Source organism: Orrella daihaiensis, assembly GCF_022811525.1.
Lineage (GTDB): Bacteria > Pseudomonadota > Gammaproteobacteria > Burkholderiales > Burkholderiaceae_B > Algicoccus > Algicoccus daihaiensis.
Window position 1 is genome coordinate 89,903 of record NZ_CP063982.1, and the last position, 16,861, is coordinate 106,763.

Below are 16,861 nucleotides of genomic sequence, written 5' to 3' on the forward strand. Positions count from 1 at the left end.
CGCATGCGTGTCGTGCTTGATGTTGCCAATCAATCGCCTTCAACCTCTGCCCTCGAACAACTACGCGCTTGCTTAAACCATGGTGAGGGTGCGCAGCCACATCACCACATCATTGTGGTGTGTAACGCTGAGAATGCCGACCAAGCACTGGGATGGCGCCAGGTCATTGAGCAACGTACTCAAGGCACCGCCCTTAGTGTCTGGCAACCATCGGGCATCGACGCACCAGAGGTTGACTCATGCCTGCTGGCCTCGTTTGTTTCTCAGCTAGCTCCAGATCTAGTCGTTCAATTAGGTGAACAAGCACTCCCCATCGCACCCTATCTAAATACCCCGACCATCAGGCTTGCTAGCCCACAAGCTGATGCCGAAGTTGGTGCAACCTACGATTGGTCCGAAGTGAGCGCAAGACTACAAACCATATCGACCAACCTCGCTGCCACCGATGCAAGTGCCACACCTCACCGCCTGCGCCTAGCACTGCTTTCACCCATGCCACCAGCACGCAGCGGAGTGGCTGATTGCAGCGCTGACCTATTCGACGGCTTAAAAGCTTTTTATGACATCACACTGATCGACACCACGCCGCCAGAGTTTCGCCATTGGGATGACACTGAGCGCATCAGTCAAAACATCCAAAGCCTATCGTGGTTCCTTGAGCATGCAGATGAGTTCGATCGCGTGGTCTATCAATTAGGTAACTCGGACTATCACGCCGGCATGTGGCCAGCCATGGCCAAGATCCCTGGCGTAGCTGCCCTACACGATCTGTTTGAAGGTGACTATCTCTCATCGGAACAAGAACGCGGCTATTGGCAAATGTGGCCCGAGATCCTGGTGTACGAACACGGCTACAAAGCACTCGCACGAGCACACGCCAATCACCATGATGCGGTCTTGAACTATCCGGGCAACTATCGCGTGTTTCGTGATGCGTTGGGTGTGGTGTTGCATTCTTCATTTGCTCAAGCGCTCGCAAGACAACAAGTAGGCACCGGCATTGACCTAAAAACCCGTGTGATCCCATTGGTTCGACGTCCTGTCGGCACCCCTAGCGCAGCACAAAAATCGGCTGCGCGCCAAGCGCTAGGGCTTGGCGGTGAAGGAACGATTGTTTGCAGCTTCGGTTACATCGGCGCATCGAAACTGCCGCTGCGTCTGCTAGAAGCCTGGCACGCCAGCGATTTGGCAACCGACCCCCACGCCCAGTTGATATTTGTGGGACGCAATCACCCTGGCCCGCTGGGCCAGCAAGTGCTCGATGCGATTGCCAACTTACCGAATCCCGAGCAAGTGAAGATTACCGGGTTTGTTGATGCGGATGATTTCACGCACTACCTCAATGCAGCGGATTTTGCGGTGCAGTTACGTGACTTTTCTCGGGGTGAGACATCCGGGGCGGTGTTGCATGCGATGGGACATGGATTGCCGCAAATCGTCAATGCCAATGGCTCATTTGCCGAACTAGATGAGCACGCGGTGTTAAAGCTGCCAGATCGATTCACCACCGAAGAACTGGCGCAAGCCATGAACACCTTGTTTCATGACACCGGTGCACGAGCTGCCATGGCGGCTCGTGCACCGGAAGTGATCGAACAACTTCATTCACCACCGGTTTGTGCACGTCAGTATCGTGACTTCATCGAACACTGCTACCAGCACCGATTGATGACCCACCCAAGCAGTGTATTGACCACCATTGCACGCGATTGGCCAGATGGCAGTCTCTCATCAGATCAACGCGCAAGCTTGGCAGCAGCGATTGATTTCAATCGCGCCGCCAGTCTGCCTCGCAGAAGGCTTTTGTTGGACCTGACAACGACGTACAACACGCATATGCAAACCGGTATCCAGCGTGTTGCACTGGCGTTATTCGACGAACTCGTTGATATGGAACCCGAGGGATTGATCGTCACCCCGGTATATTTGAGTCAGACCAACGGTCGGTGGCGCTACCACCAGGCCAATCAACTCATGACCGATCGCCTGAACTTGAAAGAGCACTGGCTAACTGATCATGAGATCCTGCCACAACAAGGTGACATTCTGTTGACGCTTGATTTGTCGACCTATCAGTTACAGGCAGCCAATCAACAAGGTCTGTTCCAAGCGCTTCGCGCTCATGGTGTGCATTGCTACAGCATCGTCTATGACCTGTTGCCAGTCACCATGCCAGATAAGTTCCCACAGCATGCAGACCAGGCCCATCGACAATGGCTAGAGGTGATCACGGGTTTTGATGGTGCTTTGTGCATCTCGGCACACGTCGCTGACGAACTCGCTCGTTGGCGCGATGCACACCCAATTGAAAGCGCCCCTGATGCGTACGAGATTGGGCACTTTTTGCTCGGTGCGGATACCGAAACATTCCGGCAACAAGAACAGCGCCAGACACCGGTTCATCCACCATCAGCTGGTTCGACCGCCAGACCCCCTGTGTTTCTGATGGTGGGCACGATTGAACCTCGCAAGGGTTATCTTGAAACCATTCGTGCATTCTTTGAGCTGTGGCAGTCCGGGTTTGATGCGCACTTAATCATCGTTGGCCGGGAAGGCTGGTCTCATCTGCCAGACCATGACCGCAAGGATATCCCCGAGACCGTCTCGTTATTACGCAATCACCCCGAGCGTTTTAGACGCCTGCGCTGGTTTGACAATGCCGATGACGCCATGCTTGAGCGTGCCTACGCACGCGCTGACTGCCTGATTGCAGCCTCATATGACGAAGGCTTTGGCTTACCCATCATTGAAGCCACGCGCCATGGCGTACCGGTCATAGCACGCGACATTGCCGTGTTTCGAGAAGTCGCTCCTCTCGGCACACAGTTCTTTAAAGACGGCGAGCTCGCCGATGCGATCCGCCGCTGGCAAAAGCCAGCCCACCCACCTGAAGACAAACACACCATCACCTGGCGTCAAAGCGCTCAACAGGTGTTGCAGTGGTTAAACGACCAGCGCCATTAGCCTTGGGGCGCATGCGCCCCAAGGCTGGCTTACAATCTTCAGATTGATCAGCAAATTCGTCTAGTCAATCAACCCCTCGTCAAGAGACCTGTTTCACTGATGTCTACTGCTACCGACCTGTCATTTGTGCCCGTTGTGTTGTGCGGAGGTTCTGGCACTCGCCTGTGGCCACTATCGCGCAACGGCTTTCCCAAGCAGTTTCTGGTATTACACGGCAATCAAAGCCTGTTCCAGATGGCCGTTGCCCGTCTCGGAGGCGTGGCGGGCGATGACTTGCATGCATCTGCTCCGCTCATCATTACCAATGAAGCCCATCGGTTTTTAGTAGCAGACCAATTACGTGAGATCGGTGCGTACGACGATGCGAGATTGCTGCTAGAACCTGAAGGCCGTAACACAGCACCTGCGATTACGTTGGCAGCATTGGCTGCGCTGGCTAATCATCAAGGTGGGCAAGACCCTGTGCTGGTAGTCTCACCAGCCGATCAGGTGGTCACCGACATCGATGCTTACACCACCGCGCTGCGTGCAGCCATTACGTGTGCCAGCCACGGTGCCGTAACCATCCTGGGTGTTACCCCTACACGTGCTGAAACAGGATTTGGCTACATCGAATGTGGTGCAGCAGGGCAAAGCAATCAAAGCTACGTCGTCAATGCCTTTAAAGAAAAACCTGATGCCCAAACAGCTGCCCAATACCTCGCTGCAGGTAACTACCACTGGAATAGCGGTATGTTCGTGGTCAAAGCCAGCGTATGGTTGGCCGCCATCGAAGCGTTTGCACCTAGCGTATTTGAAAAAGTAAACGCCGCTTGGACAAGCGCCCGAATCGATGATCACTTTGTGCGCCCTAACCCCGAACAGTTCGTGCAAGCTCCGTCAATCTCAGCTGACTACGCCGTCCTGGAAAACTGCCCAGGCAGCCAGTTCCCCATTGAAGTCGTGCCATTAGATGCCGGCTGGAGTGATCTGGGTGCTTGGGATGCGGTCTGGCAAATTGCCGACAAAGATGATCACGGCAACGCAACCCTGGGTGACACCATCACGGTAGACACGCGCGACACCCTGATTCATGCCAACTATCGTCTGGTGGGTACCGTTGGCGTAGAAGACCTGGTGGTAGTCGAAACCGCTGATGCAGTGCTGATTGGCAAACGCAGTGAATCACAACGCGTCAAAGACATCGTCAACACCATTGCCTCGCGTGACCGCGAAGAACACCTGTTACACCGTAAAGTACATCGCCCCTGGGGTTGGTATGACAGCATCGATGAAGGCGAACACTTCAAGGTCAAACGCATCATGGTCAAACCCGGTGCCAGTCTAAGCCTGCAAAAGCATCATCATCGTGCCGAACATTGGATCGTGGTTAGTGGCCAAGGTGAAGTCACGTGTGACGACAAAGTCATCACGCTTGGTCCCAACCAGTCCACCTACATTCCCCAGGGCTCCATTCATCGCCTAGCCAACCGCACGAATGAGCCGCTCGAACTGATTGAAGTCCAGTCCGGCAGCTACCTCGGTGAAGATGACATCGTTCGGTTTGAAGACCACTACGGCCGCGTGAGTTCGTAGTCGTCAACTCGTGAGCACCGTGGGTTTTTGGCGTGATTAAGGGGCTTATTCACGCCAAAAAATTGGATTTTTTGGCGTGAATGTAGTGTGACCCCACGATGACATGGATATGGCAACAGCCTGATTGGCCGCAGTTTAGATATGACCCCCAATGCTACCGAGAAGGAGCGAATACGTTTCATCGCTGCGCCGAACGCGTGGCTGGCCGATTTGAAACCCTACCAAGTGCGATACGCAACGAAGCATTGGTTGCACTCATGCAGTCTGAAGCGCTAAGTACCAGCGCAATCGAAGGCGAGAGTCTAGACCACCATTCGGTTCGATCATCACTGCTATCCCTGATAGCTTCAGACTCGATACCTGAGAATACCGATCAAAAGGCAGCTGGTGCCGCGCTCCTGCTGATCGATGTCCGTAAAAACTGGAACCAACCCCTATCAGACGAGTTGCTAGGTCGCTGGCAGTCAATGGCAGTGCCAGACCAGCGCTACACACTGATCACGCGAGGGGCCTACCGCCACGATCCGTCTGCCATGCAGATTGTCAGTGGTCCCTATGGAAGGCCAACGGTTCACTATGAAGCCCCTCCTTCATCTGATGTACCCAAGGAGATGGCCCAATTCATAGATTGGTATAACCAATCAAAACCCACGAAAGAACAAAAACCACTGGCAGGATTGGTTCGGGCGGGTATTGCACACTTGTGGTTTGAAGCGATTCACCCGTTCGATGATGGCAACGGACGTGTCGGTCGAGCCATCTCTGACCATGCCCTATCGCAGTCGCTTGGTTACCCCCCCCACGGCATGTCTGGCAACTTCTATGGCGGCAGATAGAAAGTCCTACTACACGGCTCTTGAGAAGGCTAGCCGTTCAAGCCTCGACATCAACAGCTGGCTGGACTACTTTGCGGATCGGGTGATCCGAGCCCAGGAAATAGCGAAGGAAGAAGTGGACTTTGTTTTGGCCAAGACACGTTTTTATGGTGCATTTAACGACCAACTGAATGAACGGCAACGCAAAATGGTGGCACGAGTATTTGCCGAAGGTCGGCAGGGCTTCAAAGGCGGTATCACCACTAAAAAATACGTGACCATCACGAAGTGCCCAAACCGAACCGCTAGCCGAGACTTGTCCGACTTGCTAGCCAAAGGCATCATTACTCCACTTCCGGGTGGTGGCAGGACCACACGCTATACGTTAACGATCCTACCGCCACCGGTCAGTCTGCTATGAGGGGCAGATCGAATCTCTGACCTGTATTTTTGTAAGTTTTAACTGGCAAAAATCTGTTTTTTTATTCATAATGCAAGTTATGACTGACAAAATAAGACTTCTGGATGAACTCGGCGAGCAAGTGCGTCAACGCCGTAAGGCGCTTGGCATGAGCAAATCAGAACTCGCCCAACGTGCCGGCAAAGTACGGGAAGTGGTCTATCGCCTAGAGGCTGGCGAGGACGTGACCGTCTCATCGTTGATCGCGGTGCTCAACGCGCTGAAGCTCGCCATGAGGCTGGAGCCTGCGGGCTTGCCTACTGCCGAAGAGGCCGCGCGACGATTCCGAGAAGATGATGAATAGGCAACGGTGACAAGTACTCCATGAATGCGACCCTCCCTGAAAAAATTCGTGAGCTCGAAGTCTCTATCGGCTCACAAACTGACGCTGGACAACTACTCAAGGCCTCACGATACGAGTTCCGCTATCGAAGTCCTGACCCGAATCAACAAGCGGTGGCCTTGTTCATGCAACCTTCAGAACAGCTCACCTGGCAAGACGGTGATTTATTTGCACCGATGGACCAGAACTTGCCTGAAGGTGACTTGTTCATGCGCATTCGAGCCATGTATCCAAAGCAACCGCTCACCCCGATGCATTTACTGGCACTGATCGGCAGTAACGGTATTGGCCGATTAGGGTATCAAGTCCCCGGTTTCGGTAAGCCGCCTGTGAGCCTCTCAATCAGCAAGACAGACCTCCTTAAGCTAGCCTACACGCCAGCGGTATTCGACGAGCTAGTGTCAGCATACCTAAGCACAGGCATCGGCATTGCCGGCATGCAACCCAAGGTCATGGTTCCTGACCGATCAACAATTGCCATTCCATCGCTCATCGTCAAGGCAGCCAGCGATACCTATCCTGGTCTGACCGCAAACGAATATCTTTGCCTAAGCGCCGCAAAGCGCGCAGGCATTGACGTCCCTGTGTTCGAACTGTCCGATGACGGTCAACTGCTGGTACTCGATCGGTTTGACATCGTCATTCATGAGAACGGATCCGTTGAACGACTCGGGTTTGAAGACATCGCCGCACTAGCCGGTTTAAGAGTGCGTGATGTGCTGTCAGACCGCAAGTACCATGGCAGCTATCAACGAATTGCCGAGCTAATGCGACTGCTCGGATTGGCTAGCGAGAACCTGCATCGATTTTTTGAGCAGGTGGCGTTTTCTGTGATGGTGCGCAATGGTGATGCCCACCTTAAAAACTTTGGTTTGCTATACCGCTCATCAGATGACATATGGCTTGCACCGATGTTTGATGTGGTGACGACGAGCATCTACAAGTACACCCAATACCCCGGTGGTCCCGAACTGGAGGATCGCACCATGGCACTCAAACTCTTTGTCGGTCGCGGTCGCTCAAAGATGTACCCGAACGCAGCTGAGTTGATTGATTTTGGGCGACGGATTTGCGGTGTGGCTCACCCTGAACGGACACTCATCCGTATGGCCGATGCGATGCAAGAGACTCTGCATGCCGCCCGTGCTGATGAGCGCATACCCAAGGATCTGTTAAACGACATGTGCTCGGCCTGGCAATCCGGCTTGATGATGGTGAGCGCCTAGTGATGCCAAAGGTCAGTAAAGCAACCCCATTCACCTAATCGTCCGCTTGCAACAAACTCGCCATAGCAGCGGCCTTGACTGCTTGGGTCAAGGCCGCTGCATGCCGTGGTTCTTGTTGCCAGTGCTGCCAATAGAGTTGTACATCCAGATAACACCCCGGCATAACCTCCTGCAGTTTGGCGGTCGGCTTTTTACCGCTTGGGCTTGCTCTGACCGCATCGGGTACTAGCCCCCAACCTAGCCCAAGATCAATGGCTGCCTCAAACGCATCAAGCGCCGGCACAAAATGCTTGGGGTAGGCCGGTGACTGCAGTTTTAGAAAGCGCTCAAGGAAACGGTCATGGATCGCATCCTTGCGATTAAAGATCACTGCAGGCTGTGCCAGAAGACGATGGGCAGACAATCGCCCTGCTGACGTTTGAACTCGTGTCATGATTTCAGAAGTGGCTAACGCACGGTAACGCATCACACCCAGGGGCTCGGCTACACAGCCCGGCATGGCCTCGGCCAACGTGGTGACACACCCCATCACCTCACCGGTGCGCAGCGCCTCATGGGTGTGGTCCTGATCGTCAATCACCACGTCCAACAACAGATGCTGCTGCCCCAAAGCATCGGCCACACCCGGCAAGAACCAGCTCGCGATCGAATCTGCGTTCACGGCTACCCGCAGCGTGCGCCAGCGTTTGTTGCCATGATAGGTTTGCGCATCCAGATTCAAGGCTCGTAAGAGCTCATCTTGCAACAATTCATTCTTATGATGAAACGCCACAATCGCCTTGCCCTGTGGGGTTAAACGCAATTGTTTACCTCGCACCAACACACGCGCACCGATCTGTGCTTCAAGCGCCTTGATGCGTTGCGTGACTGCCGCAGGCGTCAGATTCAACACCCTGGCAGCTGCCTGGAAACTGCCCTCATTAACCACAGTAAAGAGCGACTTGGCGAGCTTGTCTTCAATCATCAGAACCACCAGAGACAGTAAAGGTACCGCGTGAGCAATCAGGTATATCCGTGTCTTAACAAAGAGCTAGTGAACAAAGAACTCGTGAACTGATTTAATTTTAATTAATTTAAATAAATTTTATTTATTTTTATTTAATAAGTAGCGGGGTTTTGTCATGATGGCGGCTACGTCGTGTGTGACTGCGCACACCATCACTGTCGATTAACGCTGTAGAACATCATGTTTGACGTCTTACCCTCAATAGTCACCGCACTTACTGGATCACTTGCTGCACCGACATTACCGGCTTTCTCAACGGCCTTCCTAGCGGGCATGGCGCTAAGCCTATCGCTCATTATGGCAATCGGTCCCCAGAACGCACACCTGTTGCGCATGGGGCTGTCACGACAACACCTGTGGCTAACGGTTGTGGTCTGTGTGATTGCTGACATGGCCTTGATCGCCGTTGGCGTGATCGGCTTAGGGCAACTGGGCCAACTGTCCGATCGGCTCTATGGCGCGTTGCTGGGTGCCACGGTACTGGTGTTGCTTATCTATGGCTGGCAAGCTGCAAGGCGGTTTTGGGAGGGCTTCTGGCGAGGTTTTAAAGTGCCAGCACAGGAAGTTGACAGGGCCAATCAAACAGTGTCTCGTCGACAGGCGGTGACCGCAGCTTTGACGTTTTCTTGGTTGAATCCGCATGCCTGGATTGACACTGCAGTGTTGATCGGGGGTGCATCACTGGCTTATCAGGCTGATGCACGAACCGGTTTTGGGGTAGGCGCCATGGTCGGCTCCTTGATCTGGTTTGTAGCGTTTGGCGCACTGGCCTGGTGGATGGGCAAACGGCTAGGCCAGACGAGTATTTGGCGCTGGATGGATGGGTTGGTGGCCATCATGATGTGGGCGATTGCAGCGACCATTGCCTTGGATGTGGTGAGCTAAACATTGATCGCGCACTGAGCGCATCATTATTCAAGCTCAAGATCCGCCACAATCGGTGAATGGTCAGACAGTAAGCTCCACGGCTTGCCACGCAGCACTTGGGCGCGCGTCACTGCAAAGCCGCGCTGATAGATCCGGTCTAGCCTCAGCATCGGGAATTTGGACGGGTAGGTCTTGGGCGGTGGCTGCAAGCTGTCGGCGCCATTCATCGACAGTTGGTTGTGTCGTAGCTGGCGATCGCGGGACAGCACAGTTGATAGCGCAGCCAGTGGTTGTTCACCGCGCAGCACTTGTTTGATTTGTTTGACCGAATCGCGCAAGCGCGGCACATCGCCCGAGGACTGTGATGCATGGGTGAACACTTCAAATACGCCCAACTGCTTCACAAAGAGGGGCGCAAGCTCATTGCGCCAGTCATTAAAGTCGCCCGCAATCAGGATGGGTTCCTGTGGTCCGACCAAACGCTCGATGCGCTGCGCCATGGTTTGAATCTGGCGCATACGACTGCCGGCAAACAATCCCAAATGAACCACAAAGCAGTGCACGCGGCGTCCTTCGATATCAATCTCGCCATGCAACAAGCCACGCTGCTCGAGCGGATGGTCTGAGACGTCCTCGTTCTCGAAACTCAAAATCGGAAACCGTGACAGCAACGCATTGCCATGATCGGTCATTTGACGAACCGCATTGCAGCCATAAGCCACCTGCATATGCAAGGCGGCCGCAAGCGATTCATGTTGGGCGTCTAGATTAGCGCGCTGCTCGTTTCGCCCTTGGACTTCCTGTAGAAACAATATGTCAGGGTGTAATCCATGCAGACCGAGCCTAAGCTCAGGCAGGGAATCACGGCCGCTTAGTGAGCGGCCTTTGTGAATGTTGTAACTAACAACCCTGAGCTTAGGCATATCCCTAAGGTTTTGGCTGGGTAGCCGCCTCTGTTTGTCTTACCCGGATGTGTAGCTCTCGCAATTGCTTTTCATCCACGGGTGAGGGTGCCTGGGTCAGCAGACACTGGGCACGCTGGGTTTTAGGGAAGGCGATCACGTCACGAATCGACTCGGCACCGCTCATCATGGTGACAATGCGATCCAGACCAAATGCGATCCCACCATGCGGTGGCGCACCGTACTGAAGCGCATCGAGCAAGAAACCAAACTTTTGTTGTGCCTCTTGTTCATCGATTTTTAACGCTCTGAACACTTTGCTTTGCACTTCTTCGCGGTGAATACGCACGGAGCCACCACCGATTTCCCAACCGTTTAGCACCATGTCGTAGGCTTTTGACAAGGCTTGCGCGGGATCGGTTGAGAGATAGTCCTCGTGGCCATCCTTTGGGCTAGTGAAGGGGTGGTGTAACGCGACATAGCGACCCGAGTCTTCATCAAACTCAAACATCGGGAAGTCCACCACCCAGAGCGGCTTCCAGCCCGGCTCGAACAAGCCTTTGGCCTGACCGAACTCGCTGTGACCGATCTTTAAGCGCAGCGCCCCCATGGCATCGTTCACCACTTTGGCGCGATCGGCACCAAAGAACAGAATGTCACCATCTTGTGCACCGGTGCGTTTGAGCATCTCAGTCAACGCAGCATCGTGGATGTTCTTCACAATCGGTGACTGCAAACCATCACGACCTTTGGCGACTTCATTGACCTTGATCCAGGCCAAGCCCTTGGCACCATAGATACCAACGTACTTGGTGTACGCATCGATTTCGCTGCGCGACAGTTCACCACCACCCGGCACACGCAAAGCCACCACGCGGCTACCTGGTGCAGTGGCTGCTTGTGCAAACACCTTGAACTCCACGTCTTGCATCACGTCACCCAAGTCGGTGAACTCAAGCTTGACGCGCATGTCTGGCTTGTCTGATCCAAAGCGACGCATGGCCTCTTCAAATGTCATGATCGGAAAAGGACTGGGTAGCTCAACGCCCTGCACCGATTCAAACACCTGGCGAATCATGCCTTCAAAGATGTCTCGGATTTCCTCTTCACCGAGAAACGACGTTTCACAATCGATCTGGGTAAATTCAGGCTGACGATCGGCACGCAAGTCTTCGTCACGGAAGCACTTGGTGATTTGGTAATAGCGATCAAAGCCCGCCACCATCAGCATTTGCTTGAACAACTGAGGCGACTGCGGTAACGCAAAAAACTCACCCGCATGCACGCGTGATGGCACGAGATAGTCACGCGCACCTTCCGGGGTGCTCTTGGTGAGCATGGGTGTTTCGATATCAATAAAGCCCTGCGCATCCAGGTAACGACGCACCGCCATCGACACGCGATAGCGCAGCATCAAATTGCGTTGCATCTGATCACGACGCAAGTCAAGTACACGATGCGTCAAGCGCGTGGTTTCCGAGAGATTCTCATCATCGAGCTGGAAAGCCGGCGTGACGGACGGATTGAGGATCTCCACTTCACGGCACAGGATTTCAATTTCACCAGAGGCCAGGTCGGTGTTGACGGTTCCCTCAGGGCGACGGCGCACGAGTCCGGTGATGCGAATGCAGAACTCGTTGCGCAAGCGCTCAGCGATTTCAAAGGCAGCTGCATTGTCAGGATCGAACACGATCTGTGCGAGCCCGGCGCGGTCTCTCATGTCAATAAAAATCACCCCACCGTGGTCACGGCGCCGATGCACCCATCCAAACAAGGTAACCGTCTGGTCAAGGTGATCAAGGCAAACTTCGCCGGTATAACAAGTACGCATTCAGTCATGCTCCTTCAAGCGTCTTCGGGGGTGCGACCACCCCCATGGAAACAATGTATTTGAGCGCGGTATCCACGGTCATGTCCAATGCAATGGTCTGACTAGCTGGCACCACTAAAAAATAGCCCGATGTCGGGTTCGGTGTCGTGGGCACATACACGCTGATGTGCTCGCCCTCCAAATGCTGTGCGACAGCCGCGCTTGGTGTGCCGGTCACTAGCGCCACCGTCCAACTGCCAGCGTGCGGGAACTGTACCAGTACCGCACGACGAAACGCCTGACCGTTGGGAGCCAGCACCGTATCGCCGACTTGCTTGACAGATTTATAAATGGACCGGATCAAGGGAATTCGGCCCAGTAACTGCTCCCAGCGTTCAACCAGGCTGCGCCCCAAAAAATTAGCCGCAAACAGCCCCGTCAAAATAAGCACGGCCAACACGATCAGAATCCGAAACCCGGGGATGTCGATACCGAACAGCGCTTTGGCGGACAGGCTTTCAGGCAAGATCTCTTCCAGCGTTGTGACCAACAAGGTCACGACCCAGGCAGTGATCACCAAAGGCGCCCAAATCAGCAACCCGGCGATGAGATAACGTTTAAAAGCCCGCATGTTGTTCCAGTGCGCCCGACGCGACGGATCAAGGCAGGCCTTGACCCCGTGTCAGGCTAGGTTGAGGCCGCCGTGCTTTCGGCCTTAGTAGATGCCGCCGGCGTTGATGCTGGCGAAGTCGAACTGGCATCTGAGCTAGAACTCGAGCTCGAATCTGATGCGGACTCTGCCGTCTGAGCAGTCTTGCCAGTGCTCGCACCTGACTTGGCGCCGTTGTTTCTAAAATCAGTGACGTACCAGCCAGACCCCTTGAGCTGGAAACCAGCCGCGGTCACCTGCTTGGCATAGGTCGACTGCCCGCATGCGGGACACTGCGTTAGCGGCGCATCCGACATCTTCTGCAGAACGTCCTGCTCATGGCCGCAGTTTGAGCAACGATAGGCGTAAATAGGCACCTTTCACTCCTTCGGTAAAAGTCGTGCAAATACGGTGGAAAGCCTTAGATTTTAGCGCTTTTTAATGGCCATCCGCCTCCCAGTCACAGCCCCAGGCTAGAAAGGTTGGGCCGCTGGCGGTGCCAATCGGTTACTCGCTGCACGGCCACACCGGCGCGCAAGATGGCCGCCTCACCGAACGGCTTACCCAAAAGCTGCACACTCAAGGGCAATCCTTGCTGGGATAAGCCCGCCGGCAATGCCAGGCCGCAGGTAGACAAATAGTTACCCGCCCTACAAAACGCGGCCATCGGGGTTTGTGCCTCATCGATCTCGGCCAACGGCAAGGCCGGGAACGGGAATGTCGGTGTCAGCACTGCTGTAAAGCCTTGCATGAGTTCAACATACTGTTGGCTGCAGGCTCTCTGGTGCTTGAGCGACTCAATGTACTGGGCCGCAGAGATGCCCTTGCCGCCAACGACCCGCCCCCGAACATATTGACCCAGTGGCAATGACTCGTCTTCGATGTAGGCCTGATGCTGGGCATAGGCTTCAGCGGCGATGATCTGGCCGTTGCGCACCATCAGATCATGGAAATCAAAGGGCAGTGGCAAGGGTTCAAGCGCAGCACCTAGATCCTTGAGCACCGCACACATCGCCTCAAAGGCCGCAAGCTCTTCAGGGTCGACTGCCAATGGATACTGCTCGGGCGGTAAAACACCGAACTTCATGCCAGACAGTGGTTTACCAGCAGGTGCCGTGGCACCTGACTGCCAGACAAACCGGGGCTGATGCAAGCTCGTTGGATCCAGAGGGTCAGCGCCGGCCATGATGGCCGTCCAGAGGGCAGCATCTTCGGCGCTATGCGTCATCGGTCCAATGGTATCCAACGTGTGAGACAGGGACACGGCGCCATACAGACTGATCAGACCGCGGGTGGTCTTTAACCCAGTCAACCCATTTAAGCCCGACGGGATTCTGACCGACCCCCCGGTATCTGAGCCAATCGCTGCAGGCGCTAAGCCAGCTGCTACCGCTACGCCAGAGCCGCTAGAGGATCCGCCAGGTGCCCGGTGGGTATTTAGATCCCAAGGGTTCCAAGGCGTGCCCATGACTGGGTTAGTGCCCCAGCCCCCAAACGCAAACTCCACCATGTGGGTTTTACCGAGCATCACCAGGCCCGATTGCAGGCATTTGACCAAGGCCGTGCAGTCAACCTGGCTTTGACGATCAAGCCAGGCTTGTGAGCCGGCGGTGGTGATCGTGCCTTTGAGTTCACACAGGTCTTTGGCCGCGAACGGCACGCCATCGAGCGGGCTAAGCGCTACGCCTTTGGCGCGTCGATCATCGGCAGCTCGCGCCATCGACATCGCCAGATCCTCATCCACGCTCACATAGGCGTGCAACTTGTCATCGGCCTTGGCGATGCGGTCAAGGTACAGACGAGTAATTTCACTTGAGGTGAATTCGCCGCGCGCCAAGGCACCGGCAATCTCTGTCATCGTCATAAAGGCTGGGTCTGTCGACATGGCAATTCCATCTAGGGTGGGTTGATATGATGAAGCGAAAGCGCGTTTGCACGTGGTGTGACATTAGCGGCAGGCGCTTGTCAACGCAAGGCGTTTACAGATGGTTCAAGCAAGACCCATGCCAAAACTGACGGGCGGATACATGGGTCTTCTGCCATAATGCCGTCAAAAAAGCTAAGACTTTAAATACTTTCGTTCCCGAAGGGTTTCGTCCGAAGACCGGCACAAACTGATAGTATTCGGGCGAGAAACCAACAACGAGGTGGCTGTCCAATGCACATAGTTGTCTTGTTCATCACGCTTGCCGCGCTTTGGCTACTTTGGTCAGGGCTGTATTTGCCATTGATGCTCGCCTTAGGCGCGGCCTCAGTGGTGTTAGTGATTTGGCTAACCCGACGGTTCGAGACCATCGATCACGAATCGGTTCCTGTTCATTTGGGCTTCAAAGTGATCACTTACTGGGCTTGGCTGCTCAAAGAGATCGTAGTCTCTAGCCTGCAAGTCACCAAAATCGTCCTTTCTCCCTCCATGCCCATCAGCCCTAAAGTGGTGCAAGTGCAATCAAAGAGCAAGGGCGAAGTGCGCCAAGTGATATTTGGCAACTCGATTACGCTCACACCCGGCACGTTAACGACCGACCTTGACGACAACGGCTTGGTGACCGTGCATGCGCTAACAGAAGAGGGTGCCGATGGTGTGGTCAATGGCGACATGAATGACCGGGTGGCAGCGCTGCCTGGCTTTGGAGGCAAATGATGCTGATTGCTGCTGGTTTGGCCATTGTGGTCACCATGTTCATGGCCGTCATTAGAGGCTTGCTCGGCCCGGGGGTCTATGACCGGGTATTAGCCATGAACATGTTTGGCACTAAAACCGTCTTGTTGGTGGCTGTTGTGGCCATGATCATGGGCCGCCCGGACTTTTTAGATCTGGCTCTGGCCTATGCACTGATTAACTTCATCGGCGTGCTGGCGATTTTGCAGTTCGTACAAAACCGTGAGGCGCGCCAAGCTCAACAGAAAAATCAAACAGGAGCGTCCTCATGATTATTCTGGATGTGATTTCCTGGGTGCTATTGGGCTTAGGCGGGTTTTTTGTAGTAGTCGGCGGCATTGGTGTGCTTCGCATGCCGGATCTCTACACCCGGATGCACGCCGTTAGCGTGACTGAAACGCTGGGCACGATTCTGGTGCTGCTTGGACTCATGGTGATGGCAGGATGGTCACTGGCGAGCTTCAAGCTATTTGCGATCTTGTTGTTTCTGCTGTTTACCGCACCGGTCTCTTCTTATGCGCTGGCCAACACCGCCATGCTCGGTGGCACCAAGCCGCTTCTGGATGGGGAGAAGCAATCATGATGCTTGAGACCATTCTGGGCCTGTTTACGCTCACCATGGTGGCTATTGTGGCGATTGCCACCATCATGTCGAGCAATCTGTTTGTAGCCAGCATGTGGTTCGGGATTTTTAGTTTGCTGATGGCCTCGAACTTCTTTATTTTGGATGCCGCTGATGTGGCGCTGACCGAAGCGGCGGTGGGTGCTGGGGTGTCGACCGTGCTTTTTATGGGTGCACTAGCGCTGACTGCCGAAAAAGAGACCATTAGGATGCGCACCAACTGGCTGCCAGTCGCAGCATTGGTTGCGCTTTCCCTGGTGTTGTTCGTAGCCACTTTCGAGCAGCCCGTGCTTGGTGATATCAACGCTCCGGTTCATCAACACGTTGCGCCCTGGTACATAGAAAAAACCCCGGAATACATCAACATCCCCAACATCGTGACGGCGATCCTGGCATCGTTTCGTGGCTACGATACCTTGGGTGAAGTGCTGGTGATTTTTACCGCAGGCATTGGCGTACTGTCGGTGCTGAGCTTTAAACCCAAATCAAAGCAGTCTCTGTCTGGCGAGCAGCTCGGACAAAAGGTACGTGGGGTGCAACACCATGTGATCTTGCGTGTCGTGGGCAAACTCATCATTCCGATCCTTCTGCTATTTGGGCTACTGGTGCAGTTTCACGGCAAGTACAGCCCTGGCGGCGGGTTCTCTGCTGGCGCTTTGTTTGCGGCTGCTGTCATGCTCTACGGCATTTTGGAAGGGGCAGACCGTTCGGAGGCTGCCATGCCACAACGCATCATGCTGCGCTTGGCTGCCTTGGGTGCCACACTCTATACCGGCGTAGGCATCGCTTGCATGCTGCTTGGCGGCCACTTCCTGGACTACAACGTGCTGTGGTCTAACCCGGTGACTGGCCAGTATGTAGGCATCTTGCTGGTTGAGTTCGGCGTAGGCCTGACCGTGACCACGGTGCTGGTGATGATTTTTAATGCGATTGCCAATCGCCCAACCTATCAAGCCTAGAGGG

At 54.5% G+C, this 16,861-nt stretch carries 17 protein-coding genes; 11 read left to right on the forward strand and 6 right to left on the reverse strand.

The features are described 5' to 3' along the window. Positions 1-3: 3 nt before the first annotated feature. From DHf2319_RS00335 to DHf2319_RS00360, 6 genes are all read left to right on the forward strand, one after another. Positions 4-2,964, forward strand: a complete 2,961-nt coding sequence (locus DHf2319_RS00335; protein ID WP_243478833.1) for a glycosyltransferase — start codon at positions 4-6, stop codon at positions 2,962-2,964. 99 nt (positions 2,965-3,063) lie between these two features. Then, on the forward strand, positions 3,064-4,539 hold the full coding sequence (locus DHf2319_RS00340) for a mannose-1-phosphate guanylyltransferase/mannose-6-phosphate isomerase (protein ID WP_243478834.1): 1,476 nt from the start codon (positions 3,064-3,066) through the stop codon (positions 4,537-4,539). Between the two features lie 98 nt (positions 4,540-4,637). After that, on the forward strand, positions 4,638-5,375 hold the full coding sequence (locus DHf2319_RS00345; RefSeq protein ID WP_243478835.1) for a Fic family protein: 738 nt from the start codon (positions 4,638-4,640) through the stop codon (positions 5,373-5,375). Next, entirely contained in the window at positions 5,362-5,775 is a 414-nt protein-coding gene (locus tag DHf2319_RS00350) for a Fic family protein (protein WP_243478836.1), read from the forward strand. Before DHf2319_RS00345 ends, DHf2319_RS00350 begins: the two co-directional genes overlap by 14 nt. A 79-nt stretch (positions 5,776-5,854) precedes the next feature. Further along, positions 5,855-6,118, forward strand: a complete 264-nt coding sequence (locus DHf2319_RS00355; protein WP_243478837.1) for a helix-turn-helix domain-containing protein — start codon at positions 5,855-5,857, stop codon at positions 6,116-6,118. Positions 6,119-6,138: 20 nt separating this feature from the next. Next, positions 6,139-7,383: a type II toxin-antitoxin system HipA family toxin gene (locus DHf2319_RS00360; protein WP_243478838.1), complete on the forward strand. Its 1,245-nt coding sequence runs from the start codon at positions 6,139-6,141 to the stop codon at positions 7,381-7,383. A 34-nt stretch (positions 7,384-7,417) separates the two neighbouring features. On the opposite strand, the gene argP is transcribed toward DHf2319_RS00360, so the two are convergent. Next, on the reverse strand, positions 7,418-8,347 hold the full coding sequence (argP, locus tag DHf2319_RS00365) for an HTH-type transcriptional regulator ArgP (RefSeq protein WP_243478839.1): 930 nt from the start codon (positions 8,345-8,347) through the stop codon (positions 7,418-7,420). 222 nt (positions 8,348-8,569) lie between these two features. Here argP and DHf2319_RS00370 point away from each other — a divergent pair, with 222 nt between their 5' ends. Then, positions 8,570-9,274: a LysE/ArgO family amino acid transporter gene (locus tag DHf2319_RS00370; protein WP_243478840.1), complete on the forward strand. Its 705-nt coding sequence runs from the start codon at positions 8,570-8,572 to the stop codon at positions 9,272-9,274. Between the two features lie 26 nt (positions 9,275-9,300). On the opposite strand, the gene DHf2319_RS00375 is transcribed toward DHf2319_RS00370, so the two are convergent. The 5 genes from DHf2319_RS00375 to DHf2319_RS00395 form a co-directional block, all read right to left on the reverse strand. Then, positions 9,301-10,179 (reverse strand): endonuclease/exonuclease/phosphatase family protein, encoded by an 879-nt coding sequence (locus tag DHf2319_RS00375; protein WP_243478841.1) that lies wholly within the window; start codon positions 10,177-10,179, stop codon positions 9,301-9,303. Between the two features lie 4 nt (positions 10,180-10,183). Then, the gene (gene aspS / locus DHf2319_RS00380) at positions 10,184-11,989 is read right to left on the reverse strand and encodes an aspartate--tRNA ligase (protein ID WP_243478842.1); all 1,806 of its coding nucleotides are present in this window, start codon (positions 11,987-11,989) and stop codon (positions 10,184-10,186) included. Between the two features lie 4 nt (positions 11,990-11,993). Continuing rightward, complete coding sequence (locus DHf2319_RS00385; RefSeq protein ID WP_243478843.1) at positions 11,994-12,599, reverse strand: DUF502 domain-containing protein; 606 nt, start codon at positions 12,597-12,599, stop codon at positions 11,994-11,996. Between the two features lie 56 nt (positions 12,600-12,655). Then, positions 12,656-12,994 (reverse strand): FmdB family zinc ribbon protein, encoded by a 339-nt coding sequence (locus DHf2319_RS00390; RefSeq protein ID WP_243478844.1) that lies wholly within the window; start codon positions 12,992-12,994, stop codon positions 12,656-12,658. An 83-nt stretch (positions 12,995-13,077) separates the two neighbouring features. Then, positions 13,078-14,502, reverse strand: a complete 1,425-nt coding sequence (locus DHf2319_RS00395) for an amidase (RefSeq protein ID WP_243478845.1) — start codon at positions 14,500-14,502, stop codon at positions 13,078-13,080. Between the two features lie 273 nt (positions 14,503-14,775). Between DHf2319_RS00395 and DHf2319_RS00400 the strand changes: the two genes are divergently transcribed. Genes DHf2319_RS00400 through DHf2319_RS00415 form a run of 4 tightly spaced genes read left to right on the forward strand, consistent with a single transcriptional unit; the run spans position 14,776 to position 16,857 of the window. Further along, a complete protein-coding gene (locus DHf2319_RS00400) occupies positions 14,776-15,258 on the forward strand; it encodes a Na+/H+ antiporter subunit E (protein ID WP_243478846.1) in 483 nt (160 codons plus the stop codon). Further along, positions 15,255-15,548: an MrpF/PhaF family protein gene (locus DHf2319_RS00405; RefSeq protein WP_243478847.1), complete on the forward strand. Its 294-nt coding sequence runs from the start codon at positions 15,255-15,257 to the stop codon at positions 15,546-15,548. Before DHf2319_RS00400 ends, DHf2319_RS00405 begins: the two co-directional genes overlap by 4 nt. Continuing rightward, positions 15,545-15,859, forward strand: coding sequence for a monovalent cation/H(+) antiporter subunit G (mnhG, locus tag DHf2319_RS00410; RefSeq protein WP_243478848.1), 315 nt, complete (start codon positions 15,545-15,547; stop codon positions 15,857-15,859). Before DHf2319_RS00405 ends, mnhG begins: the two co-directional genes overlap by 4 nt. Continuing rightward, entirely contained in the window at positions 15,856-16,857 is a 1,002-nt protein-coding gene (locus tag DHf2319_RS00415) for a DUF4040 domain-containing protein (RefSeq protein ID WP_243478849.1), read from the forward strand. The genes mnhG and DHf2319_RS00415 overlap by 4 nt, the downstream gene beginning before the upstream one ends. The last annotated feature ends 4 nt before the right edge of the window (positions 16,858-16,861 follow it).

Coding starts and splice junctions, on each gene's coding strand:
- DHf2319_RS00335 (WP_243478833.1), top strand. CDS start 4: ATGCGTGTCGTGCTTGATGTTGCCAATCAATCGCCTTCAACCTCTGCC.
- DHf2319_RS00340 (WP_243478834.1), top strand. CDS start 3,064: ATGTCTACTGCTACCGACCTGTCATTTGTGCCCGTTGTGTTGTGCGGA.
- DHf2319_RS00345 (WP_243478835.1), top strand. CDS start 4,638: ATGACATGGATATGGCAACAGCCTGATTGGCCGCAGTTTAGATATGAC.
- DHf2319_RS00350 (WP_243478836.1), top strand. CDS start 5,362: ATGGCGGCAGATAGAAAGTCCTACTACACGGCTCTTGAGAAGGCTAGC.
- DHf2319_RS00355 (WP_243478837.1), top strand. CDS start 5,855: ATGACTGACAAAATAAGACTTCTGGATGAACTCGGCGAGCAAGTGCGT.
- DHf2319_RS00360 (WP_243478838.1), top strand. CDS start 6,139: ATGAATGCGACCCTCCCTGAAAAAATTCGTGAGCTCGAAGTCTCTATC.
- argP (WP_243478839.1), bottom strand. CDS start 8,347: ATGATTGAAGACAAGCTCGCCAAGTCGCTCTTTACTGTGGTTAATGAG.
- DHf2319_RS00370 (WP_243478840.1), top strand. CDS start 8,570: ATGTTTGACGTCTTACCCTCAATAGTCACCGCACTTACTGGATCACTT.
- DHf2319_RS00375 (WP_243478841.1), bottom strand. CDS start 10,179: ATGCCTAAGCTCAGGGTTGTTAGTTACAACATTCACAAAGGCCGCTCA.
- aspS (WP_243478842.1), bottom strand. CDS start 11,989: ATGCGTACTTGTTATACCGGCGAAGTTTGCCTTGATCACCTTGACCAG.
- DHf2319_RS00385 (WP_243478843.1), bottom strand. CDS start 12,599: ATGCGGGCTTTTAAACGTTATCTCATCGCCGGGTTGCTGATTTGGGCG.
- DHf2319_RS00395 (WP_243478845.1), bottom strand. CDS start 14,502: ATGTCGACAGACCCAGCCTTTATGACGATGACAGAGATTGCCGGTGCC.
- DHf2319_RS00400 (WP_243478846.1), top strand. CDS start 14,776: ATGCACATAGTTGTCTTGTTCATCACGCTTGCCGCGCTTTGGCTACTT.
- DHf2319_RS00405 (WP_243478847.1), top strand. CDS start 15,255: ATGATGCTGATTGCTGCTGGTTTGGCCATTGTGGTCACCATGTTCATG.
- mnhG (WP_243478848.1), top strand. CDS start 15,545: ATGATTATTCTGGATGTGATTTCCTGGGTGCTATTGGGCTTAGGCGGG.
- DHf2319_RS00415 (WP_243478849.1), top strand. CDS start 15,856: ATGATGCTTGAGACCATTCTGGGCCTGTTTACGCTCACCATGGTGGCT.